We start from the raw sequence: 24,941 nt of genomic DNA on the forward strand, positions 1-24,941 counted from the left end.
ATGAATGTCATTTCCGGATACCTCCGCCAAGCAGGAACCGCCATCAGGTTCCTGCTCCTGGCCACCATAGTGCTGGGGGTGCTCTACCCCCTGGCAATCTTCGGCGCCGGACAGCTCGCCGCGCCCTTCCAAGCCAACGGGTCCATAGTGAAAGACCCCGCCGGGCAGCCAGCGGCGTCCAAGCTGATGGTGCAGGCCGCAGCAGATGAGTCAGGAACGCAGGACCCGAAATGGTTCCACTTCCGGCCCTCCGCCGTGAGTTGGGACCCGGCAACGTCCTCGGCCAGCAACCTGGGGCCCAACGATGCCAAGCTTTTGGAGACCGTCACCACCAACCGTGCAGCAGTTGCGGCAGCGGAGGGCATAAGCCCTGAGAAGGTACCAGCCGATGCCGTAACCTCCAGCGGCTCGGGACTGGATCCCCACATCTCCAAGGACTACGCCACCCTCCAAGTACCGCGGGTTGCCCGGGCCCATGGACTGGAACCACAAGACGTCCAAAAGCTGGTGGATCAGCAAACAAGCAATGGCCTGGAGGCTTTCCTGAGCCAGCCCTCGGTCAACGTCACGCTGCTCAACCTGGATGTGGCACGTCTGGCCGGGACGCGCGGCTAACTGCCGTTCCGGAATGTTCAGATCGTTCAGAGTGAAAGAATAAAAACATGGCGCGGGCAACACTGAGGATCTTTCTGGGGGCAGCACCCGGCGTCGGCAAAACCTACGCCATGCTCGAGGAAGCCCACAGGTTGCTGGGCAGGGGCGAGGACGTGGTGGTGGCGTTTGCCATGCACCACGGCCGCGCCGACACCCAAACCCTCACCCATGGACTGGAAACCCTGCCACCGCAGGTGATCGAGTACAGGGGAAGCACCTTTGAGGAAATGGACCTGGACGCGGTCCTCGCCCGGCACCCCCACACAGCGGTGGTTGACGAATACGCCCACACAAACATTCCGGGCAGCCGCAACGAAAAACGCTGGCAGGACATAGAAGAGCTTCTGGAGGCAGGCATCAACGTCCTGTCCACAGTGAACGTGCAGCACCTGGCCTCCCTGGGCGACGTTGTCAGTGCCATCACCGATGTGAAGCAGGCCGAAACAGTCCCGGACGATGTTGTGCGGCGTGCCGATCAGATCCACCTGGTGGACATCTCACCGGAACTCCTCAGGCAGCGCCTGGGCGACGGCAAGATCTACGCATCAGAGAAGGTCGATGCCGCGCTGTCCAACTACTTCCGCGTAGGCAACCTGACAGCGCTGCGTGAACTGGCGCTGCTCTGGCTTGCAGACCGCGTGGACGAAGGACTGGCACGCTACCGGGCCGAAAACAACATCGAGAACAGTTGGCCTGCGCGTGAACGCATTGTCATTGGCCTCACCGGCGGCCCCGAGGGTGAAGTGCTCATCCGACGGGCAGCACGAATCCTCAAAAGGGTAAACGGCGGGGACCTCCTGGCCGTCCATGTGCGCGCGGCCGATGGTGTGGCAGCAGAATCTCCCCACGATCTGGAAGCCCAACGAACCTTGATCAAGGACCTGGGCGGCAGCTACCACACGGTCTCCGGTGAAGACCCCGCCCAAGCGTTGCTGGACTTCGCCCGCAGCGTCAATGCCACCCAGATTGTGGTAGGCGTTTCGCGGCGTAAGTTCCCGGCCGGCTTCCTGACAGGCGGGGTGGGAAGCCGTGTGGTGAAGGGCTCCGGCGATATTGATGTCCACATGGTTTCCCACCCCTTGGGAGGCCGGGGGCTGGAACGCACCCGGAAACGGGACCTTGGACGTGTCCGGGTGGCAGTGGGATTTGCCATGGCCGTTGTGGTGCCGGTGCTGTTGCAGCTGCTTCTGGCAGCGGCACCGTCGCACAACATCGCCACGGCAGTCCTCATCCAGCTCAGCGGTTCCGTAGCCGTGGCTTTGGTGGGCGGCCTATGGCCCGCACTCCTCGGTGCCCTCTGGAGCAGTCTGCTGGTGAACTACTTCTCCGTCCCGCCGTTGGGGACACTGACCATCAACGACCCCCAAAATTTGCTGGCCCTCCTGGTCTTCGCAGGAGTTTCCTCAGCCGTGGCCGTGGTGGTGGACCTCTCCGCCAGGCGATCCAAAGAAGCGGCACGGGCACGGTCCGAGGCCGCTACCCTGGGGGATCTCACCCGTGGGGCCTCCACCGCGGAAGATCCCGTCCAAGGCCTCCTGGAGCAGGCGTTGGACGTTTTCCAGGTCCGCACCGCTGCGTTGTTCGTCGCTGCGGAATCCGCTTCCGTCTCCTCCACCGCGGACGGACCGCAATGGCAGCTGGTGGCCTCGGCAGGCAACCCGGAGGCCGACCCGGACGATACCGAAAATATTGAGCAAGTTGACGGCGGCACCCGGCTTGTCCTCACCGGCAGAGTCCTTCCCGCCAGTGACCGCCGGCTCCTGGGTGCTTTCGGAGCACACCTCTCAGCGCTGCTTGAACGCCGACAACTCGCAGCCACCCGCCGCGAAGTGATGCGCCTGGCCGAGAGCAACACCATGCGGACATCCATCCTGCGCGCCGTGTCCCACGATCTGCGCACCCCGCTGGCCGGGATCAAGCTCGCGGTGGGAGGCCTCCGCCAACCGGGTGTCCACTACACCGAGCAGGAAGAAGAAGAGCTGCTGGCCACCATCGATGAATGCTCCGATCGCCTGGACGGGCTGGTGGGCAATCTGCTGGACATGTCACGGATCACCTCAGACTCCGTCAATGCCCTCATCAAACCTGTCCGCTGGAACGAGGTAATCCATGCCGCCCTGCACGGCATCACGCACGGACGGGTCAGGGTGGACCTGCCACCGAACATGCCCGAAATAGACGCCGACGCCGGGATGCTGGAACGGGTCATAGCCAACATCGCCGAAAACGCGGTGAAGTACGCACCAGACTCAGACGTGGTAATAGTGGGTGCCGCCGGTGGTCTCAGCAACACCACCTTGGCGGGCAGGCCGGCCGGCGAACTCCGCATCATTGATCACGGCCAAGGCGTACCCGCGGCCAATGTGCTCAAGATGTTCCAGCCTTTCCAAAGGCTGGACGACGTGCCCGCCGCCACCGGCGTAGGCTTGGGACTCGCTGTGGCGCAGGGCTTCACCGAAGCCATGGGCGGTACCCTCACCGCAGAAGAAACCCCAGGCGGCGGACTGACAATGCTGATCAGGCTGCCCCTGTCCACAGGTCCCTACTTTGACTCGCCACAACGCTCCGCAGCGCCCGGTCTCCCCAAAGTGCCCGGACTACCTAAAGTGCCCGCCCAGAAAGGTCTTGAGTGAACACCATCCTGGTTGTTGACGATGACCCCCACATTGTCCGGGCACTAGCCATCACTTTGAAAGGCCAAGGGTACGCGGTAGTCACGGCCCCAGACGGGCAATCGGCACTTCACTCAGCCGCCCAAAAACCTGTCTCAGTGATCATCCTGGACCTGGGCCTGCCCGACATGGACGGCACAGCAGTCATTTCAGCGTTACGGGAGTGGAGTTCGGTACCCATTCTGGTCCTGTCCGCCAGACATGGATCCAGCGACAAAGTTCAGGCCCTGGATTCCGGCGCTGATGACTACATCACCAAACCGTTCGGCCTGGACGAACTGCTGGCACGGCTCCGGGTGCTGCTGCGCCGCAGGAACGAACCCGGCGAGGACATCACTGTGGTGACAACAAGTTCCTTCACAGTGGATCTGGACAAGAGGCAGATCACCAAGTCCGGTATGGATGTTCGCATGACCCCAACGGAGTGGAACATCCTGGACATCCTGCTCAGAAATCCGGACAAGCTGATCACCCAGCAGCAGCTCCTCACGGAGGTCTGGGGACCCGCCTACGCCAAGGAAGCAAACTACCTTCGCGTCTATATGGCCCAGCTCAGGCGCAAGCTCGAGACAGAGCCAGGCAACCCCCGGCATCTGATCACCGAGCCGGGCATGGGCTACAGGTTTGTTCCGTAGCTGGTTCGTTCCGTAGCCGGTTTATCCCGTAGCTGGCGGCAGCAGCGCCGTCGTTATTCCTTTTCCTTTTCGGCCGCCGCCTTCAGGTCTGCCGCGAACCGGGTGAAGCTGGCGTCAAAGGACGGGATCCTTGATGCAAAGAGCGGAAAGACGGGACCGCCGATCTTCTCGGCCATCTCAAAGAGGGAGCGCCCGTCGTTGGTCTCCGTGATGGTGTAAACCCTGGTTCCCAGAGCGTCACCCCAGACGAGCTTTTGTGGGGCTTGGAACTCTTTGACCTTAAGGGTGAAGGTACGGCTGGGATCCAGCGTGGAAACCAGCTTGATTTTTGATCCCGGGGCGATTTCACCGTCCACCGAAACCACCGTGGAGTTCCATGCGGGATAGCCTTCGGCATCAGTGAGAAGCCGCCACACAGTGGACGGAGGCGCGTCGATGGTGATGGAGACCCGGGTTTCACGGCTGAAAGTTCTACTGATTGTGGTGGCAGAACCGTCAGGTGTTTCAGGCATTTTCGGTCTCCTTAACGCGCGAAATGCGGTGGTGCTTCTGATGCTACAGCGGCGCTGCTACATTGAAAGCCATGACTTGGGGGCTCGGGAAGTTTGGCGCTGTGATCACAACCAGCGCGTTGTTGGGCGGCTTGGTTGTCGGTTGTGCCGCGCCTCAGCCGGGCAGTCCACCTACTCCCCTGCCGGTGTGTGAGCCTACGCGTCCGTTGGCGCCAAAGGACGGGATTTTTGCCGGTGTGAACCTCGATTGGGAGCACGAGACCCTGGAGCAGTATGCGGCCAATCTTGGCAGCCGCCCGGCCGTTACAGTCACCTTCACAGACTTTCCCCTGTCGGAGAAAGACAAAGAGAACGTCGACGCAGCCTTCGAACAGATCCGTGCCAATGGTGGAACCATGCTCCTCACTCTGGAGCCCAAACAGGGTTTGGCATCAGTGACGTCGGAGAAAGCAGACGAACTCGCATCGACGCTGGCCCGATTCAACAACGCAGGCGTCCCTGTCATAGTGAGGTTCGCCCACGAGATGAACGGCTCCTGGTACCCCTGGGGTCAGCAACCGGCCGCATACGTCGCCGCGTACCAGCTGGTGGCCGAAGCGGTCCACACCAAGGCTGCCGGCACCGCCATGATGTGGGCACCCAACTACGGCGGCGGTTACCCGTTCAGCGGCGGCAAATATGAAGCCGTGACAGGATCCCCTGACTTCGCAACCCTGGACACTGACAAAGACGGAGCCATCACCGGCTCTGACGATCCCTACGCGCCCTACTACCCCGGCAACGATGCCGTGGATTGGGTTGGCATGTCCCTCTACCACTGGGGTAACACTTATCCGTGGGGCGCAAACGTCATCCCGGAACCGGGGAAATTCCTTCAGCAGCTCACCGGCACCTACTCCGGAGCCGGCGGAAACGATCTGGCCGTCCCCGACTTCTATGCCGACTATGGAACCGCCCGGAACAAGCCAGTGGCTATCCCCGAAACTGCAGCTCTCACAGTGGCATCCGGCGAGGGTGCCGACGTTTTGGCGATCAAGGAAGCCTGGTGGGGCCAACTCTTCGATCCCGCCATCCCCAAGGACTACCCCGCCCTGAAGATGATCAACTGGTTCGAGTGGGACAAGGACGAAGTAGAGGTCAAAGCCACCGTGGACTGGACAGCAACCAAGGACCCGCTGGTTCGGGAGGCCTACACCGCAGCGCTCCCCCACTGGTTCACCTTTGCCGAGACCTCTGAGAAGTGCACACCCGCCGAAAGCGCAGCTTCCTGAGCTAGGGCCACAGGACAGAACCAGCCGCCGTCGACGTTTGGCTACTCAGCGTTGAAAACAGGTTAGGACTTATCCCGGCGAGGGACCGGCTGAGGCGGAACGGCAGGGTCCGACGCCGGTATACAGAACCTCAGCCCGTCGCCCAAAAATCCGCTATTGGTGCAGAACAGCGGCACCGCCTCGTCGCCACTGATGTGGAGCGTGGGATTCCGCATGCGTTTAGCTGAGTAGCTCAACTCAACTGCGCCGTCGGCTGACTTGCAGCTATAGGCACCGTTCCACGGACTCAGGTCTTCGCAGGCGTTGAGATGCCTGGATACGCCGTCCCGGTCCACGTACTCCCACGTCCTGTCCGACTTCTCGCCCACCTGAATCACAGAGTTTGGAACGGACCGGGCATAGTCGCGGGTAAATGGGCGCTCGTCACAGCCTGCGGCCGTCAGAGTTAACAGCGCAAGCAGAGCAAAGCCTATTTTTGTTTCACGACGCATTCCGTTGTCCCCCAAGGCAGGTTTTGATTAGTGCTCCGACGGTATGTCTACCCTGCCGGTGGAACTCGGCTTAGGTGAACCCCGTAGCTTTCGGAGCTGCGAAGCCCGGAACTCCTGAACGGACAGCGTGACCGCATAGAACGTGAAGCCACCAGCCAAAGTAGTCAGAAACAGCGCACCCCACATCGGTCCCTGTCCTTGCCCCAGCGGCGCCAGCAACAGCACTACAGAGAAAACCGTGAGCATGGCGGCAACCACGGCCAGAATCCCCATGCCCCACCACGTGCTGACCTGCGCATGACCGCGGCCAGGCGCAAAACCAATCTCGTCCGCAGGGTAGCTGTGAAGTTCGCCGGTTTTGGTGTTGAGAAGGACGCGCTTCTCCCCTGCTGCTACCGCCGCCTTGTGCTCGGCATACACGGCGTCATTGTGGCGCTCGCGGTCTGAATACATGGTCCGTTTCCTTAATTGCTCTCGAACAGGGTGTCACAACAACCGGGCAACTCCCCGCCTCATTCGCCCGAGCTTGGCGTTGGCCACTTCCAGCGACCATCCTCAGTGATCTCGTAGGCCACCTGACCAAAGAGGAAATCACTCGTGCCGGCTGGGTTGCCACCATGCGCCCGGTATATGACCTTTGTGGCCACACCTCGCCGCCTCAGGGTTGTGACAAGCCACCAGACCGCGCCAGCCGCGCACAGCAGCGGGATGATGACCAAGGCCCACTGACGTACCCCAACCCAGTGCAGGGCAAACAACGGGAGCGCATATGAGCCGCCGCCAACGAGCACTACCTGAAACCCGATCCAAAAGCGAAGCTCACCATTCGATGGCCGATCATCAATGTCGAACAGATAGTCATCCAGTGATTTCACGTAGTCAGTAAACCATCCACCAAGGTGGCCAGCGAATGTTTTTGGCAGACGTGTAATCAATCGGCCCCTGCCGGAAACAACATGTATGAGCAGAAGAACTGCTCCATCACTCCGTGGGGGAAGGAACCCAAAATGAAGTACCGTCGATCCGGACATGCCAAGTACGCCACTCTCGCAACGCTGACCCTGGCACTCACGCTCGCCGCCTGCGCACCGGCTACCCCGGTCGCCAGTAATTCATTCACCACTGCGGCAGCAGAAACCAGCAGCCTGGTGGATCTCCCCGCAGTCCCTTTGGAAGAAGTAGTTGCTGCTCCGGTTTCCGAACACAACCCCTCCGCACAAGTCAGCCAGCCGGAAGTCGCTGTTCCCCTGGCCAATGCTCCCGTCGTGATCACTCCCGTGCAGGAAGTAAACGTTCCGGCTCCGGCAGCACCGACCACTCCCGCAGTGTCTGCTGAACCTGTTGTTCCGGCGCCACCTGTTGTTCCCGCGCCGCCGGTGGAACCGGCACCGCAGGCAACCAATCCGCCGTCGACCGTTGCTCCTTCCGCGCCAGACCCAGCGCCGATAACACCCACCGAACCGTCAACCCCTCACGTCTCGCCCGACTACCCGCAGATCGGCTTGTACACGTTCCCGGACGGGCACATCTCCTTCCTGCTGCCGGCGGACTGGACCGCTCAAACCGAGCGACTGCCCTTCAACTTGAACGGTAAGCACTACGAAACAGTCACAGCGCACATCCATGACGAAACGGGCGCTGAGGTTGCGCAGATCACCAGCGGTATTTACGGCGGCGTGGTGGGCGGGCCCGTGAACCGCACCATCCTGGACTCCCAGCCACTGACCGGCTTCAATAGCCGACACGGAGCCTCCCACTTCGCCTTCTTCAAGGACGAATACCCCTTTGACACCGAATACACCCGCTACTTCATGGGTGTGGTGACAGATGACCTAATGACTGAGGGCCCGGACAGCACCTCGGCCAGCAGCTTCCTGATTATGGGCAACGGCGGAGCCCAAGCCACCACCAACATCGAAGTTTCCATGACACCCGAAAGCGCTGCGGCATGGATGGAAACCGAGCAGTACAGCAAGCTCAAGGCCCTCCTGACGAGCCTGCAGTACGCCGAGTAACGGCTCAGGCCCCGCCCGATACCCGCACGCCCGTAGAAAGGTGTGCGGGTATCGCGGTGGCCATGCTGGCCGCCGAGGAAACGCTGGAGTCCTCAGGCCGGAATCGCGCCATAGCCCAAGTGCGGAAAGCTCGCGGTACCAGGACCCTGCGCGGCAGGTTGAGGTGTCATGACACCCCTGTAGAATAGGACCGAAGAGGCCCCTGGAGGGAGGTCACCATGTCGGCAGGTACGCCCAGACGTTCGGTCCGTATTGAGGACGAGCTATGGAATCAAGCACACGCCAAAGCGGCCAGAGAAGGGACGACTGTCGCTGAACGAGTCCGCGCCGGCCTTCGAGAGTACGTCCACGGACCAGAGGCCAGACACACCATCGCCGATTCCCTCTTCTACCTCGTCCCTGATTCCCTTGAAGAACTGAACGGCCCATCATCCGGTGTTGTGGAACTACCCATCCACTTGGACTGGGGACCCGAGCGTCACTACGACGTCGCCGATGACGCCCGCTGCAGAACGCTCTACCAGCTGACGCTGCAGAACTCCGGCTCCACCCAGGAGATGGCCCGGATCATCAACGCCGGCAGACTGATCACTTTATGGCCCTCCATGCGCCTCCCGAACCGCTGCCGGCAGCTATGGAATGACGCGTTTGCCCAGCTGCCCACCCACCGCGAAAGCAAGGAACATCCGGCATGGACGACGCTCAACGCGCAGCAACAGAAATAGCCCTTCCGTTCTCGCCGCTGACGGGTTCATCCTCGCCGGCGGTCAGGCACTTGCCGAACACGGTGTCACCAGCCGGATGTCCGATGACATTGATCTCTTTGCCCAATACCGCAGCCACACCCCGGAGACCTTCGCAGCCTCCGTGGACAAGATCACGGATACGCTAGCTGGGGCCGGGTACCTGGTGGAGGTCACTCGCCAATACCAAGAGTTCGCCAGCCTGACCGTGACCAAGGCTGAAACGACCGTCGTGATTGATCTTGGCCACCGCACCCTCGACCCCACGGAGTTCACCAAGTACGGGCTGCCCCAAGCTGAGCTCCCACAGCTGGACCAAACCCTCACCGGCTTCGCAGAGAACATAAGCCAACACCCCCGGTCGGGATCACCAGCAGAACCCGTGGACCTCATAGGACCAGCGCCCCTGACAGGAAAGACACAAACCACTCGTTGCCTGGCCCTAGTCGATGACGAGCAGGTCGCCGACCTCACATTCAAGTACCCGGCAGATGGCTGCCAAGGTGGAGAAACGGATAGCCCTAGCCCTGTCATTTTTTAGGACGGAGAGATTTGCGAGAGTAACCCCTACCTCCCGGCTCAAGTCTGTCAACGTCATACCCCGCTGCTCCAGAAGCTCATCGAGCCGGCAATGAATCATGTCCTCGTCGGCTTGTTTAGCCGGAGCCATCGCTATACCAGCCCCTCGGTGTCGCGCTGCAGTTGCGCACCCTTCGCGAACACAGCGGCCAGGAGCAGAAGGGCGACCCCCAATACCACTGGCAGGAGGTCGACGCTGAAGACTATGTAGTAGTCGAGATTGCCCTTGCCAATTGGACTCTCGACAGTGAGCACATTGTCCAAGCTGTCTACGATCAAGAGTTTGCTGAATCCCTGAAGAATCGGAACAACCACCCCGATCAGGACAAGCACCCCACCCATGATGGAGATAGAACGAGTTAGTGTCGGTGCGAACGGCACCCCCCGCAGCAAACGCCAGCACAGCATGATCACGGCCGCACACACCAGCAGAGTGGTTAGCTGCCCGAGGACCGCGGCTGCGGTATTCAGGACCAGCGCGTCTCCAGGAAGGTCGTGGAGGACGAGGTCGATATTGCCTCCATGGAGAACCTGCTGAACTTTGGGGCCAAGAATGCTGGGAGCGGAGGGATCTGTCCTGCTGATGCCCAAGGTTGGCAATGCCACCGTGGTCACCCCGGCAAACGCATATCCAATTGTGGACACAAGCCTAAGGATCGCCGCCACAGCGACTCCACAGGCAGCTACAAGCAGGAGCCACAAGCCCACCTTTGCCACCACGTTAACCGACGTTTTGGTCGAGAATGCAGTTTTCACGCGCCCGCTCCTTATCGTTTATCAATATATTGATAAACGATAACACGTCTGCTTGCCGCATGTCCTTGGAATCGGAAAGTCCGCATCGAATACGCTGATCCAAACGCCAGCTGCCTAGAAGCACTGGAACTTTCATGCGCTGAAACCTCAAGGAGTCCTGTGCCGACTGACATCCCCTGGAACCGCGGTGAGTGGACCAACCAGCCAGCCGCCGTCGTCGAGCAGGAAGGCGACCTCCTGGTCACCGCCGCCGAAGGCAGCGACGCTTGGCGCGTCACGTCGTACGGTTTCATCCACGACACCGAACACGCACTACTCGCCCCCTTCCCGCAGGACAGCGCCATGGAGGTTGAGTTCACGGCCGCGTTCTCCCAACAATTCGACCAAGCGGGAATCTTTGTCCGCATCAGCGCTGAGCATTGGATCAAGGCCGGCGTGGAATTCGCCGACGGCGCCGCTCAACTGGGCGCGGTGGTTACCCACCGCTTCTCGGACTGGTCCCTAGCACCTGTTCCGGGGTGGAACGGTGGCCGGGTCCGCATTCGGGTCAGCCGCTCCGGCGACGCCCTCACCATCCGTGCCGCTGCAGGCAGCAACGACCTCCAACTGGTGCGGGTTGTGCCGTTGGCACCCGAATTGGTGGCCGCTGCCGGGCCATTCTCCTGTGCACCAACACGCTCAGGGCTGACCGTCCCCTTTCACGCCTGGCGGGCTACGCCCACGGACAGCCAGCTCCACTGAGGCCACCCAGCCCGGCGAACTTGCGGGCTTCACCGTTCATGAGATTATGGAGTTTCCGGCAGCCTGGCATTGACAGTGCTGCGACTCAGTTGGCTCCATAACAAGCCTATGGGGGGCACATCACGGTGGAAGATACTGCAAGTCTTTGGCGCACTGACCCTACGACGTTCCGCGACGTGGTGATCAACCGTCAAGCCTTGGAAGCTGCGCTGGAAGGCGATTGTCCACCCGTTGAACGAGTCAGGTACTTGGCATTACTCGGCCGGGACGCTGAAGCCCTGGACCAAGGCTTCAAGCTGCTACCGAACTCGCCTGACCGCCGGGAGCTGCTGCTGGTGCTTGCCCAAATCCATCAGCGCCAGTACCGCTGGCATGATGCCGCCGTGCTCCACGAGAAAGCCTTGCGAACAGTCCGGTCACCCGAAGAGGAAGCCTACGTTCGTCACCACATTGCCCGGAGGCTCTTCGACGAGGCCCGCTTCCGTGCTGCCGCCGATGAGTTTCAATGGGCGGCAGACCTATACCGCGTCGCCGGTCAACCTGACCTTGCCGAAGAAAACCGCCAAGCCATGCGGCACGCCCTCCATGTTCACAGTGCCGATCAAGGCGCAGGACGATCCGCGTACGAGCTCTCCTAGCCTGACACGCTCCACAGCGCTTTGCTCCGCTCTGAGGCCACCGACGGACTGCTATGCTCAGCTCAAATCGGAGCCTGAATGGGCGGAGCTGGGGGAATCTTGGGGACTTTTGCATCTGCCGTGAAATCGGCTGTACTTGCCGCAGTGTTGGTGGGACCCGCTGCCGTTGCCGGAGTAGCACCAGCCGCAGCCACAGCGCCATCAGAGCCCACACCGCCATACGTTTTTGTGCCGCCCATTGTGGGTTTGCCTTACGTGGGTTCCGAGCTGACCTTGGGCATCACTCAGTTCCAAAAGTGCAAGACCGAGGAAGCACCTAACGGATTCATCCTTGAGTGGCTCAGTAACGGCGTTCCTCTACCAACCGAGCGGCAAGGGGAATTCCTCAAGCTAACCCCGGAGGACCGGGGCAACCGAATCTCCATGAATGTCCACACCACGTGCGAAACACCGAGGGTCTTCCACAGCAGGGAGACGCGTCCCGTCGCCGCGTCCAACCGGGCCATGGGGTGGACGGGCCGCGGCAACTTTGAACTGCTGGGACGGACTGACGACGGCGACCTTGTTCTCTATCCGCGGACATACGAGCCGAACTGGGTCTATTGGGGACCTGGCATGGAACTTCTCCAATTCCCCAGCTCCTGGGATGAACCCCGGGTGGTGGGAACGGGCTGGAATATCTTCAACATCGTCTTCTCCCCCGGCGACTTCGATGGAGACGGACACAACGACGTCCTGAGCCGTGACAGCACCGGCAACCTCCATCTTTATCCCGGTGATGGCGAAGGCGGCTGGCTGGCGCCCTCTCAAGTCGGTGCCGGCTGGAATATCTTCGATTCGATGGTGGGACCGGGTGATTTCGACGGTGACGGCATCAACGACGTCCTCGCTCGCGACCGTCAAGGCAAGCTTCATCTCTACCCCGGCGACGGCGAAGGCGGCTGGCTTGCCCCCTCTCAGGTGGGCTCAGGCTGGCAGATCTTCGACAAGATCATTGCCGCCGGAGACACCACCGGTGACGGGACAGCGGACATCTTCGCCCGCGACCGTAACGGCATCCTCTTCCAGTACCCCACGGATGGACAGGGCGGCTGGAGCACACCATCGAGGGTGGGCCACGGCTGGGACGAAATGCCTGAAATCAGCAGTGCCGGCCCCTTCATTAAGTCGTACAACATTTCCCGCAGTGACCTCATCGCTTACAACCGGGACGGAAATCTCTACAGCTACGCCAACCTCGGCGTGGAAGGAGACTACTCGCTTTTCAACCAAGGTCAGATCGGCAACGGCTGGAACATCTTCAGCAGCCTGATCTGAGAAGCCGCGGGACCCCATTGCTCGCCACCACGTCCGATTGCTGCACAGGCCTGATGTAACCTAGTAAGCAACCTGACTATTCGGAAGCGTGGGGGTGCCTGAATGCCTGATATGGAACGATGGCCAACCAGCCGGCTGCTGTCCACTGCGGCGCGGCTTGTGGAATTGGCATGGAACGACAAATTACGTCCGCTGGGGCTGACCTATCCAGCGGTGCTGACCCTTGACGCCGTGGCGACGGCAGGACCCATTACGCCCGGGGATCTTGCCCGGAGCGTCCGCGTGCAGGCCCAGACCATGGGCCCGCTACTGACCAGACTCGAATCGCGTGGGTACATCAGCCGTCAACCCAACAGATTCGACCGACGCAGCCAACTGATATCAATCACTGACCTGGGCCTGTCACTGCTGGAGCAATCCCACCAACAGGAGGACAACGTATTGTCCGTGATCAATCTGGACTCCGAGGGGCTCCGTGAAGAACTGCTTGCAATCGTGCGGCATACAAACTTCAACTAGCGGTTGAGGATAGGCTGCGTAGACGAAACTCCGCCAAACAAGGCAGTATTGAGTCAACCGCTGATGAAGCCCGGCGATCCGAGGGGACAATTCTCTTCCCCACCCCGGGCTAGCCATAAAGAGCGTGATGCCCGGACAAGCAAAAAGGGCGTCATGAGTGAACTTCAAATAGGCGACAGCCTTCCAGTGGAACTTCTGAGTTTCAGGGCCGCAGAATGCCTGGTATCAACAAGCGCCAACGAATCCGAGCACGTATGCGTCCTGGATGCAGGGCACACCGGCAACCATTTGTCTGCAGGGGCAGACATGGTGGTTCGGGCGGCCTGGAGCTGAGCAAGCCGACGGCTAGCGACCCGGCCTGGCGGCTGCGTCGCTAGCCTGTCAGCAGCTTCACCCGCCTATGTACCGCAGAAAGTCCGGTACGGGCCAAAGCTCTCCGGTGCAGGCTCGGCGAACTTTTCCAAGCCAGGGCGTTCGCTGTAGGGGTCAGATAAAGCTGCGAGCAACTGTTCCGTTGGGCGCGTGTCCCCCGCGGTTGCAGCAGCAAGAGCTTCCTCCACCAAGTGGTTGCGCGGGATGTAGATCGGGTTGACCCGGTCCATGGCGTCGGCGTCCGGGGCGGCTTCCCGCCAACGAGCCAGCCACGAATCGAAGGCAGCCAAATCCAGGACCTGACGGCGTGCAGGTTCAACATCCCCGCGGGCCGCCTTGCCGAGACTGCGGAAGAACGACGTGTAGTCTGCGCGCGCCTCTTGGACCAACTCAAGGAGCTCGTCCACCAAAGGCGAGGCAACGGCGTCGTCAATTTCCTCAGCCAGCCCAAGCTTGGCCTTCATACCGTTGAACCATGTGGCGCTGTATTCCTTGCGGAATCCGCCCAGGGCATCAACGGCAAGTGCCACCGCTTGCTCCTCATCCTCATGGATCAAAGCCGCGATTGATTCGGCGAACCGGGCCAGGTTCCACTCCGCAATCAGCGGCTGGTTACGGTAGGCGTAGCGTCCCATTTCATCAATGGAGCTGTACACCGCCCCCGGATCAAAGCCGTCCATGAAAGCGCACGGGCCGTAGTCGATGGTCTCGCCGGACACAGTCATGTTGTCCGTGTTCATCACGCCGTGCACAAACCCAACCAGCATCCACTGCGCCAGAAGTCTCGCCTGGACAGAAATCACGTCCTTCAGGAGCGCGAGGTACCGGTTGCTCTCACCGCCCGACGACGGGTGGTGGCGTTCGATCGCATGATCAGCCAGGCGCCGCAACAGATCCATGTCATTGCTGGCCCTGGCGTACTGAAAACTGCCCACCCGCAGGTGACTGCTGGCCACCCGCGTCAGGACGGCTCCCGGCAAAAGAGTCTCGCGCTGAACCTGCCGCCCGGTGGCGACCACCGCTAGGGACCGGGTGGTGGGGATGTTCAGTGCAGACATCGACTCGCTCACGATGTACTCCCGCAGCATGGGCCCCACCGCGGCCAAACCATCCCCGTTCCGGGCAAACGGCGTCCGCCCCGAACCCTTGAGATGGACATCGCGGAGCTTCCCGTCAGCGCAGGCAACCTCACCGAGCAAAAGCGCGCGCCCGTCCCCCAACCGCGGAGAATAGAAACCGAACTGGTGACCCGAATACCCTTGGGCCACAGGTGTAGCTTCCTCCGGGATGGCATTACCGATCATCAGCCGTACGCCCTCCGGGCTCCGGAGAAAATCCGGATCAAAACCAAGTTCGACGGCGAGTGGCTGGTTGAGCACCAGAAGCTGCGGATCCGGTGCTTCCTCCGCCTGCCAAGGAATGGCCAGCTCCGGGAGCTCCCGGGCGAAACGGCCCTCAAAGGCGACAGTGGAATGCGCGACTTCACTCATCTCTCAAGGATATAGATGCTGTACCCGGCGCGAAATGATGGTCCATCCCCGGCTAGCATGTGAACCACTGCCACATGGCGGGAGATCAATTTGGGGGCGGTTTCCGCCAAAAAGTTAGGCAATAAGTGGCTTCATCTGCGCAAGTGCGTCGTTTTCCAGAAACAAGAGGGTGGGCCGTGGGGCTCGCAACTACATCCTTGCTCGCATTCCTGGGCGGTATGGCCCTGTTTTTCAGTAACACCTTCCATCTCCCATGGACAGGCCCTGCCCGCTACATACTGACGGGATTCGTCGGCCCTATAGCGGCGAGTTTTTCCGCCGTCGTGCTGTTGCGCTTGGCCGGGCGCTTGCCGGCCGGTGGCGCCCGTTTTGTGGCGCTTGCCGCGGCGCCTGCGTGGGCGCTGGCGGCGACGGCCGCAGCGAGCTGGGCCGTCGGCTTTGACGAGGCGGACGCGAATCAGGGCTACAGCTGGTTTGGATCCTCCACGCTGCTCTTCATGATTCCGGGGTGGATCGCCGGGACCGCGTGCCTGGCTGTTGCCCTGTACTCCTTGATGGTAAGCCGGCGTTCGCATCCCGTCCGACGCTTACAAGCCGTTGTCCTGGCGGCACCGCTGGCTCTCATTCTCGGGGCAATCATGTTCATGCCTCCCATGATGGGAACATTGGGAGCCATGGTGCTGCTGGTGGTGGCCTTGAGACAGAGCATGCCCGCCGCCTCGCGGGACGTGGTCCCTCCGCGCGTAGTTCCCCGGAAAGTGGTTGCACCGAGCCGCCGTGTTGTGGGCGGAGCGGCGCTGGGACTGCTGGTGGTCGGGCTGGCGTGTGCGGTCTTTGCCGTTACAGGGAGTACCTGGGCACCCATTGCCACGGATTCCACCCACGCCATGAAACTCGGGTTGGCCTACGGCGCGTTCGCCAGCATCCCTTTGCTGGTTCTTGCGGGACGGGTACTTGCCCCTCGCCTGGGGCCCACGACGCCGTGGTCTGTTCTTCTTGGATGCGCGTCCATGGTTGTCCAAGGGTGCGCGCAGCTCCTGGGAGCCGGCCACACCTTGCAGTGGAACGGCATCCTCATTGCAGCAACCCTTATGGGTTTTGCCATCGCACTGCCGTTGGGTGGCTTGGTGGCTGGCGGCCGACTTACGCGCATCACTGTGGTGGCAATGATGGGTCTTGCTGCTTCCGTGGTGGGACTCCCCGTGGTGATGATGTCCGCGTTCCTGGCGCCGATTGGGTCCGCCGTCCTACTCGTCCGTCTCGTGGCTGGTAGCAGGCGGCAGCCGCGGCTTAACTCCTGAATCGATGTGGACTATGGCATGCGGTAGAGAAATGCGGCCATTGCGTCCCTGTTGATGGGCGACAGGGGTTTGTAGACCCGGCTTCCGTCGGTCTCTACCCAGCCCGACGAGATCTCCATCTCGTACATCCACGCCATCTCATAGGCAAACTGCTGACCGGAGACCACATCCGCGAATGGCAGGAGGTCCATGTTCTCGGGCTGAGGAGACCCCGCGAGCCTGTGCAGGAAGGCGGCCATAGCATCCCTGTTGATCGGTGTTAGAGGTCTGTAGCTCCGAGAGCCGTCGCCTTCCACCCAGCCAGAGGAGATCTTCTGATCAGCCAACCACGCCATTTCCTTATAGAACTGCTGAGTGGTCAGCACGTCCTTGAACGGCGAGTTGGCGGGTGGGGTGTAATTCGGCGAGCCTGCCAAGCGGTACAAGAACGCCGCCATGGCATCACGGTTGATGGGCGTCAATGGCCTGTAGGTGATCGACTTGTCCGCCTCGACCCAACCTGTGGAGATGCGCCGATCTGCTAACCACGCCATTTCCTTATAAAACTGCTGCGTGGTCAAAACATCCTTGAACGGTGACACGGCCGGCGGCACAAAATCCGGGCCCTTGGCGCTAAAACGCTCCGTCCAGGTTGTGGCGCCCGGAAGCAGCACGTAGCCGTTTTTGGCTACCGCCGTAACTGTGACCCGCCCGGTGGCGGGATGAATCCCGGAGGCTACCGTCCCGCCGTCGACGATGTAATTGATGCCCTCCACATCCGGGATGACGTAAGTGTCATCATCCGTGAAGGGATCGTCCGTAAAAATCACCGGTCCCGGCGTCACAGCTCTATTCGCAGAAACCACCAAGCCAGTGGGCTGGCTAACACGGGACTGCGGCTGGTAGCCCTCCTTTGAGGCCGAGACCTTCAGCGTGATCGCCTTACCCAAGTCCTCGTCCGAGATGGTGTGGGCCTGTCCCGTGGCACCATCAATTCGTGTTCCATCGCGTTGCCACTCCAAGGCGAGATTCACGGGCGCAGGCGCCCAGACGCCGACGTCGGCTGTCAGCACACCACCGACATACGGGACGCCCTTGATGGCGGGTTCGCTAACGGTCAGCTTCCCCATCGCTACCGGCTGGGTAGGCGCTGAAGTTACCGACACAGCGGGTTGTTTCGGTTTCTTGCCCGTCACAGTCACTGTGATGGTAGCGCCCAGGTCTTCCGGTCCCAGAACGTAATGAGTCCCGGTGGCATCCGTGGCAACGCCATTTCGCTTCCACTGCTGCTCGGTCACGACGAGACCGGCGGGCCCCCACGTGCCGGGAGACACGGTTAGGGTCCCACCCACTATCGCTTCGCCGGAAATTGTGGGCGTTCCCGGGACAATCGGGACAGAGTCCGCGGCAACGTTTGCAAGGGCAGCCCCAGCGTCAACCAGCCCGCCCCCACATCCACCGGGGCAATCGCTGACAGGCCGTGCGGTTGCCTTCACCTTTTGTTCCACCTCGGCAGGCGTCAAAGCCGGAAGCACGGAATACATCATCGCGGCTACCGCGGCTACATGCGGGGCAGACATGGAGGTTCCCTGCTTGAAGAAGTAATCGTTCGAGTGCTGCGTGGACACCACACCGTTGAGTGCCTGACCGAACATGTCTCCTCCGGGCGCAACCACGTCAACGTTTACCCCGAAGTTGGAGTACCAGGCTTTACTTCCATTGCGTGCCGTGGCCCCAACCACAAGAACGTCCTTGCAGTTGGCCGGTTCCACTCCCGAAGCGTTGATCCTGTTGTTTCCCGCTGAAACCACCACAGATACGCCCTTGCTCCGGGCAAAGTCGAAAGCATCCTGGTAGATAGTTGTGCACTGTCCAGGGCCCCCAAGACTGAGATTGACCACCCGCGCCGGGTTGGCGTTGGTGGGTACCCCGGGAACGGCTCCGCCTGCGGCCCAGATGACGGCGTCGGCAACGTCTGACGAGTATCCGCCACAGACGCCAAGGGCCCTGATAGGTACTACCTTCGCTTTGGGAGCTATGCCGGCTACGCCAATTTTGTTGCCGGCAACTGCGGCAACGATTCCTGCCAGATGTGTCCCGTGCCAGGTGTCGCCCTCGGCTGGTGAACCGGGTCCGCATTGACCGTAATACGTGGCATCACCTTCGTCGCGGGGGTTGGGGTCACGCCCGTCCCCGTCTTTGGCCATGTCCGGCCAGCTCAACATGTCGTAGCCCGGCAGGATGTTCGCATCCAGGTCCGCGTGGCTAATGATCCCCGAGTCAACGACCGCCACCACGGACCCTTCGCCCTGGCTGACGTCCCATGCCTTAAGGACGCTCATGCCGCCAGCCCCAGTGGTGTGCGGCCACTGAAGGTCGTAGAAATGGTCGTTGGGCGCCGCAGCGAAAGGGCGCACTATGGTATCCGGCTCGGCGTACTCCACATTCGGGTCCGCCGCCAGGGTGGCCACGAGGTCAGCGGCTTCGCCAGCGTCAAGCTTCCTGTTCACTTTGAGGACCTCCTGGCCGGACGCGGTAGTTCGTGAGGAACTCACGGCCATGCCCAAGGCGCTGCTCGCACGGCCAAGGGAGAACTTGCGGTCTACCGACCGGATGCCCGCCCGTTCCTTAAACTTCACAACGAACTGGTCCGTAGGAACCGGTCCGGGCTCGCTGGCCGTAGCTCGCGGTTCGGCAACCGGCGCCGGAGAGTCGTCGGCGACAGCGGGAATCACCGGCAAGACAGCCCCCACCAATGCGGCAATGCCGGCAAACATCAAACGGGAGCGCACTCTTGCTTCTAGCCGGTTTTTCACTACACAACGCCCTCTGCACTAACGCCCCCAAAGAGCGCGGAATGAGGCCGCGAGTCAACGGCCAGCCTGATTTTAGCCAACGAGTAGAGTTTCCTACGAATCTGCGCGCGACTATTTACAAAGGCTTTTCGGCTAAGTCCACAAAGAGCCCTTATGATCACCTCGGGCCCGTTGTTTCGAGGCCCGTCAATCACACGGAATATGGGGACCCATGAGGGCAAATTCGCGTGGCCGTTTCAGGCTCGCCCTAACACTAGTGGCAGGAATTATCCTGACCACCCTGCCCAGCGGGTTTGCACCCCAGGCTTTCGCGGCGGCCACGGGGAGCATCTCAGGAACAGTTACGGTACCTGCCGGTGTGGACGTGAATGACATGACCGTTAGCGTATCTGGCCCAACTTACAAGACCCTCAAGGTGAATCCCAGCGGTGAATTCACCATAGTGGGACTCGCAGCTGGAAAGTACGCGGTGTACTTCTACGAGGACGCCAGTCCTAAGCATGTATACAGCACGTACTACGGCTCCGCCGTCTACGATCAAGCGACGCCAGTGGTTGTCTCAGCGGGCACGGCAGTGACGGGTGTTGACCAGCAAATGTCCACAGGCGGGCGCATACAGGGCAAGGTTTCTGTTCCCTCTGGAACCAGGGCTTCTGACATGTACGTGGGTGCCAGCTCGGCGTCGTACCAGGAAGGCGTGGCTGCTTCCTCCGATGGCTCCTATACCGTGGGTCCGTTGGCTCCCGGCGACTACACGATGAACTTCAGTACCTCGGTTCAGCCCATCCCCGTACTTCAGGCCTATTACCCGGGAGTCAGGGACCAAGAGCAAGCGCAGAAGGTCACCGTCGCGCAGGGCGACGTGGTCACCGGAATCAACCAAACGCTGCAGCCGGCAGCGATAATCTCCGGTCGCCTCGCCCTCCCCTCTGATTCAGTACCTTTCTCCATTTCAGCGTCGGCAAGGACGAGCCACGATCTCCAGCCAGTGGCCGCGGCTTTTATCGAAAACGGGGCCTACAGCATTGGCGGGCTCGAGGCCGGAACATACAAGCTGCACTTCCAATCAAACGATCCCAAAGTTGCTTCCATGTGGCACGGCGGGTTGCCCACTGCAGCAGGGTCCTCGTCCATCACTGTGGCCGCAGGCGAACGACTAGCGGGCCCAACAGAGACGGCTGTTTCGGCCGCCACGATCACAGGTTCCTATGGCACAGGGGCGGACACCCTGGACGTTGCAGTAGTCACGTCCGACGGCACCGTTGTACAGGGCGGCTACTCCACGGGTCCCGGGACGTTTATGGTGGGCAATCTCTTGCCGGGCACATACAAACTCCAGTTCAACCGTTCCAGCGGCTTTCCTACTGCTGCCGAGGGTCAGTACTACAACAACGTCCCGGAGAGCTCCGGCCTGGAAAGCGCCACTCCGGTGACGGTAGCGGGAGGGCAGACCCTCACCAATATCAATACGACACCGCGGGCGGGAGGAACCCTTTCGGGCAAGATCCTGGGGCCAGGCGGCGTCCCTCTGACCAACTCACCGGTCCGTGTGTACACGAAGGACGGCACGCTGGTGACCCGTACAGCCAACACCCAGGGTGACGGAACCTTCAAAGTCACCGGCCTGAGCACAGGCAACTACTTCGTTTCGGCTGCACCTGGAGGTGGCACTGGCCCAATCTTCTCCGGCAACGTGCTCTCCGAAACCAACGCCAGGTCTGTTTTCACAACACCAGGCCGGAACACGGACGTCGGAACGCTCAGCTACGCAACTGCCACCCAAGGCACGCAAGCATTCGACGACGTCCCGCTGAACGCACAATTCGAGGAGGAGATCCTCTGGCTCGCAAGCAAAGGCATCTCCACTGGCTGGGAAGCGAACGGGACTAGAAACTACAAACCCTTAAGCCCCGTACATCGCGACGCCATGGCTGCCTTCATGTACCGGCTTTCAGGGAAACCTGACTTCGCCGCGCCCAGCGCTTCCCCGTTCAAGGACCTACCAGTTGGAGCACAGTTCTACAAGGAGATCACCTGGCTCGCTGACAAGGGTATCTCCACAGGTTGGGTCGAGGCGGACAAGACCAAGACCTACCGGCCGCTACAGCCCGTGAACCGTGATGCCATGGCAGCCTTCATGTACCGCTTGGCGGGCGAGCCGGACTTTACGGCACCCGAGGTTTCGCCATTTGCTGACGTACCGGTGGGAGCGCAGTTCTATAAGGAAATTACGTGGCTGGCAGCTCAGGGCATCTCTACAGGTTGGGCCGAAGCAGGCAACACCAAATCCTTCAAACCGTTGCTGCCCGTAAACCGGGACGCAATGGCAGCGTTCATGTTCCGCTACAACACCAAATTCGGCGGCAGCTGACCGTCATCACTTTTAGGGAAACTATGCCCCCGCCACGGTCATAAGGTCACCGGATTGTCCGTGTCTGCGGGTAGCATCCCAAAGAATGCGCTGCTCAGAGCGCACAAAATCGAATATGGGGAACCCAGATGCCCAAGGCACTTTCGTGGTTGGCGATCCTTTCGCTGACCGCGTCGGCGGCTGTCTTCATGCCGCAAACCGCGATGGCCTCAGATACGGCCAGCGTTTCAACTCTCTTCTCATCGTTATCTGTCACTTCAGAAACGAACACCGGCTATAACCGCGACCTCTTTCAGCATTGGATAGATGCTGACGGCGACGGCTGCGACACACGCTCCGAAGTGCTCCAAGTGGAGTCTCTGACGCCGGTGACGTTCAGCTCGGGATGCACCGTAGCTGCGGGGCAATGGAACTCCTGGTACGACGGCGGCACCTGGACTGTAGCGTCCGACGTCGACATCGACCATATGGTCCCCCTCGCCGAGGCGTGGGGTTCCGGCGCGAGCGCCTGGACGGCCGAGCAGCGGCGCGACTACGCCAACGACCTCACGTTAAACGTGGCTTTGGAAGCCGTGACAGACAATGTGAACCAGTCCAAAAGCGACCGCGATCCGGCAGAGTGGATGCCGCCGCTGGCTGGGACTGCTTGCCAATACGTCACGGACTGGGTCCTCGTAAAATACCGTTGGCAGTTGACTGTGGATGCCGCTGAATCGGCGGCAATTTCGTCCACATTGCAGGGTGGCTGCGGTACCACCACGGTTGCTGTGCCAACCATCGCGGTTGAAAGCACGCCCGTTGACCCAGGCCCCATCACTTTCAGCGACGTCACTGGGTCCACACAATTCAACGCGGAAATCGCATGGCTTGCCTCGCAAGGCATTTCCACCGGTTGGGTGGAAGCGGACGGGAGCCGAACCTACAGGCCACTTACTGCCGTGAACCGTGACGCCATGGCGGCCTTCCTCTATCGACTGGCCGGCGAACCTGGCTTCACACCCCCGGCGACGTCGCCCTTCGCCGACATCACGCCGTCGAGCAAGTTCTATAAGGAAATCACCTGGCTCGCAGCGAGCGGCATTTCCACGGGTTGGACAGAACTGGATGGCTCCAAAACCTATCGCCCACTCAGCCCGGTCAATCGCGATGCCATGGCTGCCTTCCTCTACAGGTTCGGGGGCAATCCCGCTTTCACTGCTCCTGGCACTTCTCCATTCGTGGACGTCCAGGTTGGAAGCCAGTTCTACCAACAAATCACGTGGCTGGCGTCCAAGGGCATCTCCACCGGCTGGGACATCGGATACGGCTGCCGCGCCTACAACCCGGTCCAGCCAGTGGCGCGTGACGCCATGGCTGCGTTCATGTACCGGTTCGTCAACGGCGGCAACGGTGGCATCACGGGCAGCACCTGTTCGCCTCCGCCGCCTCCCGTGACGCCGCCGCCGGTGACGCCGCAGCCTCCGGTCACACCTCCGCCGCCGGTAACGCCGCAGCCACCGGCAAATCCGGGTGACAGCGTAAACTGCACGAGTTTCAGTACGTGGCAGGCCGCCCAGGCATGGTTCGACAAGTACTACCCGTGGTACGGGGACGTCGCGAAGTTGGACTCAGACAAGGACCGCATAGCCTGCGAGACTCTGCCCGGCCACCCCTAAGGACCACCAAAAAGCGGGTCCGGCTCACTATGAGCCGGACCCGCTTTTGCGACTCCTTAGCGGGCCTTGTCCGCGATTCGAAAAAGAAACGCCGCCATTGCATCACGTGTGATCAAAGTCAGGGGACGATATGTCCTCTGCCCGGTGTTTTCCGTCCAACCCGTCGAAATGCCTCGTGCGGACAGCCAGGCCATCTCCTTGTAGAACTGTTGTTGCGGGGCTACGTCCTGGAAAGGGGACACGGCCGGCGGAGTGTAGGCCGGATAGCCTGATGCCCGGTAAAGGAACGCAGCCATCGCGTCACGGGCGATTGGTAGGCCTGGCCGGAAGCTGCTGCTGCCGTCCTGGTTCTCCCATCCGGTTGAAATGCCGGACATGGCCAGCCACGCAATCTCCTTGTAGAACGGGTGGCTGGTTGGAACGTCCACATAAGCGGAAGTCTGAGGAGGTGTCCATGGAGGTGAGCCAGCCATCCGGTAGATAAACGCAGCCATTGCCTCACGGCTGACCGACGTGAGCGGTCGATATGCGGAAGATCCGTCGTTCTCCTTCCAGCCGGCCGAGATGCTCTTTGCCGAAAGCCAAGTCATTTCTTTATAAAACTGCTGGTCGGTTTTGATGTCCTGAAACGGGGAAGCAGCGGGCGCAGCGAATGCATTGGCGGCATCGATATAGGCGAAATAGTCATCCACTGTGGTGAAGACCGTTGACGGAGCAGAACCGGTGGATTCATAACCAACCACCTGCATCCTGAGGCTTCCATGCAAACCGGGGGCCACCCCTACCCCCAAAGCGTAAGCGGACTCGGTCGATGCCCGTTTCATGGAGTCACCGTTGTACTCAATCCAGGCTTTAACGGCCTCGGACTCTTGACCGTCCATGCAGGCATATGACAAGTAGCCTGCCCAGCGGAGGCCCGGTAAGTCCTCCGTTGTGTCAGCTGGCCGGATTCCCAGACGCTGCCAATCATTTGTCCATCCCTGTGCCTGGTCCGTCCCAGCAAGCGTCAGAACAGCCGGCTTCAGCCCATTGGCTTTGCGGTACTTGTTGATGCCATCAAACATTGTCCTCACCGATGGGCGGTTCGAGTAAAGCAAATTCAGGTCTGTGACGGCATGAGCAGTGGAAGAAGCGCTCGCCTGCGTTGGTGCGTGGAGTGTGCCGAGTAAAAGCCCGAAACTGAGAACGACGACAGCGGTCGCAGTCCGCCAGGACACCCCGCGATTATTTTGGATGGCTGTTTTCATGAAATCCCCATTTATATAAAGCGCGACAACCGAGCCGCAACAGGCTCAATATATCTGAAAGAAGCATACTTATGAGTAATCTTGCTTTGAACGGCTGCCACTAGCCGTCTTTGATGTAAACGTAACTTGGGGGAATCAATGCACTCACGGATATCTGCCGTGCATGG

24 protein-coding genes are annotated in these 24,941 nt (G+C 60.9%); 15 read left to right on the top strand and 9 right to left on the bottom strand.

Annotation, left to right across the window (positions count from 1 at the left end):
• The 3 genes from LDN70_RS16090 to LDN70_RS16100 are packed head-to-tail and all read left to right on the top strand — an operon-like array spanning window position 1 to window position 3,961.
• A complete protein-coding gene (locus tag LDN70_RS16090; RefSeq protein WP_223940771.1) occupies window positions 1-615 on the top strand; it encodes a potassium-transporting ATPase subunit C in 615 nt (204 codons plus the stop codon).
• 47 nt (window positions 616-662) lie between these two features.
• On the top strand, window positions 663-3,287 hold the full coding sequence (locus LDN70_RS16095) for a DUF4118 domain-containing protein (protein WP_223940772.1): 2,625 nt from the start codon (window positions 663-665) through the stop codon (window positions 3,285-3,287).
• Window positions 3,284-3,961: a response regulator gene (locus LDN70_RS16100; protein WP_223940773.1), complete on the top strand. Its 678-nt coding sequence runs from the start codon at window positions 3,284-3,286 to the stop codon at window positions 3,959-3,961. Before LDN70_RS16095 ends, LDN70_RS16100 begins: the two co-directional genes overlap by 4 nt.
• Before the next feature lie 53 nt (window positions 3,962-4,014).
• Here the strand turns inward: LDN70_RS16100 and LDN70_RS16105 are convergent, their stop codons facing one another.
• Window positions 4,015-4,473 (bottom strand): SRPBCC domain-containing protein, encoded by a 459-nt coding sequence (locus LDN70_RS16105; protein ID WP_223940774.1) that lies wholly within the window; start codon window positions 4,471-4,473, stop codon window positions 4,015-4,017.
• Window positions 4,474-4,709: 236 nt separating this feature from the next.
• Between LDN70_RS16105 and LDN70_RS16110 the strand changes: the two genes are divergently transcribed.
• On the top strand, window positions 4,710-5,744 hold the full coding sequence (locus LDN70_RS16110) for a glycoside hydrolase family 26 protein (protein WP_223940775.1): 1,035 nt from the start codon (window positions 4,710-4,712) through the stop codon (window positions 5,742-5,744).
• Window positions 5,745-5,806: 62 nt separating this feature from the next.
• Here LDN70_RS16110 and LDN70_RS16115 read toward each other — a convergent pair whose 3' ends face one another.
• The 3 genes from LDN70_RS16115 to LDN70_RS16125 are packed head-to-tail and all read right to left on the bottom strand — an operon-like array spanning window position 5,807 to window position 7,110.
• Complete coding sequence (locus LDN70_RS16115; protein WP_223940776.1) at window positions 5,807-6,235, bottom strand: hypothetical protein; 429 nt, start codon at window positions 6,233-6,235, stop codon at window positions 5,807-5,809.
• 27 nt (window positions 6,236-6,262) lie between these two features.
• Window positions 6,263-6,688, bottom strand: coding sequence for a hypothetical protein (locus tag LDN70_RS16120; protein WP_142938175.1), 426 nt, complete (start codon window positions 6,686-6,688; stop codon window positions 6,263-6,265).
• 59 nt (window positions 6,689-6,747) lie between these two features.
• Window positions 6,748-7,110, bottom strand: a complete 363-nt coding sequence (locus LDN70_RS16125) for a hypothetical protein (RefSeq protein WP_223940777.1) — start codon at window positions 7,108-7,110, stop codon at window positions 6,748-6,750.
• A 132-nt stretch (window positions 7,111-7,242) separates the two neighbouring features.
• On the opposite strand from LDN70_RS16125, the gene LDN70_RS16130 reads away from it, so the two are divergent.
• The 3 genes from LDN70_RS16130 (at window position 7,243) to LDN70_RS16140 (ending at window position 9,534) form a co-directional block, all read left to right on the top strand.
• On the top strand, window positions 7,243-8,250 hold the full coding sequence (locus LDN70_RS16130) for a hypothetical protein (RefSeq protein ID WP_187697103.1): 1,008 nt from the start codon (window positions 7,243-7,245) through the stop codon (window positions 8,248-8,250).
• A 218-nt stretch (window positions 8,251-8,468) separates the two neighbouring features.
• On the top strand, window positions 8,469-8,975 hold the full coding sequence (locus LDN70_RS16135) for a hypothetical protein (protein WP_142938174.1): 507 nt from the start codon (window positions 8,469-8,471) through the stop codon (window positions 8,973-8,975).
• Window positions 8,890-9,534 carry a nucleotidyl transferase AbiEii/AbiGii toxin family protein gene (locus LDN70_RS16140; protein ID WP_223940778.1) on the top strand — a complete coding sequence of 215 codons (645 nt, stop codon included), beginning with the start codon at window positions 8,890-8,892 and terminating at the stop codon, window positions 9,532-9,534. The genes LDN70_RS16135 and LDN70_RS16140 overlap by 86 nt, the downstream gene beginning before the upstream one ends.
• Here LDN70_RS16140 and LDN70_RS16145 read toward each other — a convergent pair.
• Together LDN70_RS16145 and LDN70_RS16150 are read right to left on the bottom strand one after the other, a co-directional pair.
• A complete protein-coding gene (locus LDN70_RS16145; RefSeq protein WP_142938172.1) occupies window positions 9,436-9,663 on the bottom strand; it encodes a helix-turn-helix domain-containing protein in 228 nt (75 codons plus the stop codon). The two genes, LDN70_RS16140 and LDN70_RS16145, sit on opposite strands and share 99 nt — an antisense overlap.
• Window positions 9,664-9,665: 2 nt before the next feature.
• Window positions 9,666-10,328 carry a hypothetical protein gene (locus LDN70_RS16150; protein WP_142938171.1) on the bottom strand — a complete coding sequence of 221 codons (663 nt, stop codon included), beginning with the start codon at window positions 10,326-10,328 and terminating at the stop codon, window positions 9,666-9,668.
• A gap of 159 nt (window positions 10,329-10,487) precedes the next feature.
• Between LDN70_RS16150 and LDN70_RS16155 the strand changes: the two genes are divergently transcribed.
• The 5 genes from LDN70_RS16155 (at window position 10,488) to LDN70_RS16175 (ending at window position 13,876) form a co-directional block, all read left to right on the top strand.
• On the top strand, window positions 10,488-11,069 hold the full coding sequence (locus LDN70_RS16155; protein ID WP_223940779.1) for a DUF1349 domain-containing protein: 582 nt from the start codon (window positions 10,488-10,490) through the stop codon (window positions 11,067-11,069).
• Between the two features lie 125 nt (window positions 11,070-11,194).
• Window positions 11,195-11,707: a hypothetical protein gene (locus LDN70_RS16160; RefSeq protein WP_223940780.1), complete on the top strand. Its 513-nt coding sequence runs from the start codon at window positions 11,195-11,197 to the stop codon at window positions 11,705-11,707.
• Between the two features lie 99 nt (window positions 11,708-11,806).
• The gene (locus tag LDN70_RS16165) at window positions 11,807-13,024 is read left to right on the top strand and encodes an FG-GAP repeat domain-containing protein (RefSeq protein ID WP_223940781.1); all 1,218 of its coding nucleotides are present in this window, start codon (window positions 11,807-11,809) and stop codon (window positions 13,022-13,024) included.
• 102 nt (window positions 13,025-13,126) lie between these two features.
• A complete protein-coding gene (locus LDN70_RS16170; RefSeq protein WP_142938167.1) occupies window positions 13,127-13,543 on the top strand; it encodes a MarR family winged helix-turn-helix transcriptional regulator in 417 nt (138 codons plus the stop codon).
• Window positions 13,544-13,696: 153 nt separating this feature from the next.
• Window positions 13,697-13,876 (top strand): hypothetical protein, encoded by a 180-nt coding sequence (locus LDN70_RS16175; RefSeq protein ID WP_142938166.1) that lies wholly within the window; start codon window positions 13,697-13,699, stop codon window positions 13,874-13,876.
• Window positions 13,877-13,941: 65 nt separating this feature from the next.
• On the opposite strand, the gene LDN70_RS16180 is transcribed toward LDN70_RS16175, so the two are convergent.
• Window positions 13,942-15,405, bottom strand: a complete 1,464-nt coding sequence (locus tag LDN70_RS16180; protein ID WP_223940782.1) for a protein adenylyltransferase SelO — start codon at window positions 15,403-15,405, stop codon at window positions 13,942-13,944.
• A 176-nt stretch (window positions 15,406-15,581) separates the two neighbouring features.
• Here LDN70_RS16180 and LDN70_RS16185 point away from each other — a divergent pair, with 176 nt between their 5' ends.
• On the top strand, window positions 15,582-16,706 hold the full coding sequence (locus LDN70_RS16185; protein WP_223940783.1) for a hypothetical protein: 1,125 nt from the start codon (window positions 15,582-15,584) through the stop codon (window positions 16,704-16,706).
• Window positions 16,707-16,717: 11 nt separating this feature from the next.
• Here the strand turns inward: LDN70_RS16185 and LDN70_RS16190 are convergent, their stop codons facing one another.
• The gene (locus LDN70_RS16190) at window positions 16,718-19,462 is read right to left on the bottom strand and encodes a S8 family serine peptidase (protein WP_223942671.1); all 2,745 of its coding nucleotides are present in this window, start codon (window positions 19,460-19,462) and stop codon (window positions 16,718-16,720) included.
• Between the two features lie 250 nt (window positions 19,463-19,712).
• On the opposite strand from LDN70_RS16190, the gene LDN70_RS16195 reads away from it, so the two are divergent.
• Both LDN70_RS16195 and LDN70_RS16200 read left to right on the top strand, forming a co-directional pair.
• Window positions 19,713-21,872 (top strand): MSCRAMM family protein, encoded by a 2,160-nt coding sequence (locus LDN70_RS16195; RefSeq protein ID WP_223940784.1) that lies wholly within the window; start codon window positions 19,713-19,715, stop codon window positions 21,870-21,872.
• A gap of 128 nt (window positions 21,873-22,000) precedes the next feature.
• Window positions 22,001-23,527 carry a GmrSD restriction endonuclease domain-containing protein gene (locus LDN70_RS16200; RefSeq protein WP_223940785.1) on the top strand — a complete coding sequence of 509 codons (1,527 nt, stop codon included), beginning with the start codon at window positions 22,001-22,003 and terminating at the stop codon, window positions 23,525-23,527.
• A 56-nt stretch (window positions 23,528-23,583) separates the two neighbouring features.
• Here LDN70_RS16200 and LDN70_RS16205 read toward each other — a convergent pair whose 3' ends face one another.
• Window positions 23,584-24,774: an S-layer homology domain-containing protein gene (locus LDN70_RS16205; protein WP_223940786.1), complete on the bottom strand. Its 1,191-nt coding sequence runs from the start codon at window positions 24,772-24,774 to the stop codon at window positions 23,584-23,586.
• Between the last annotated feature and the right edge of the window lie 167 nt (window positions 24,775-24,941).

The organism is Arthrobacter sp. StoSoilB22, from assembly GCF_019977315.1.
GTDB lineage: Bacteria > Actinomycetota > Actinomycetes > Actinomycetales > Micrococcaceae > Arthrobacter.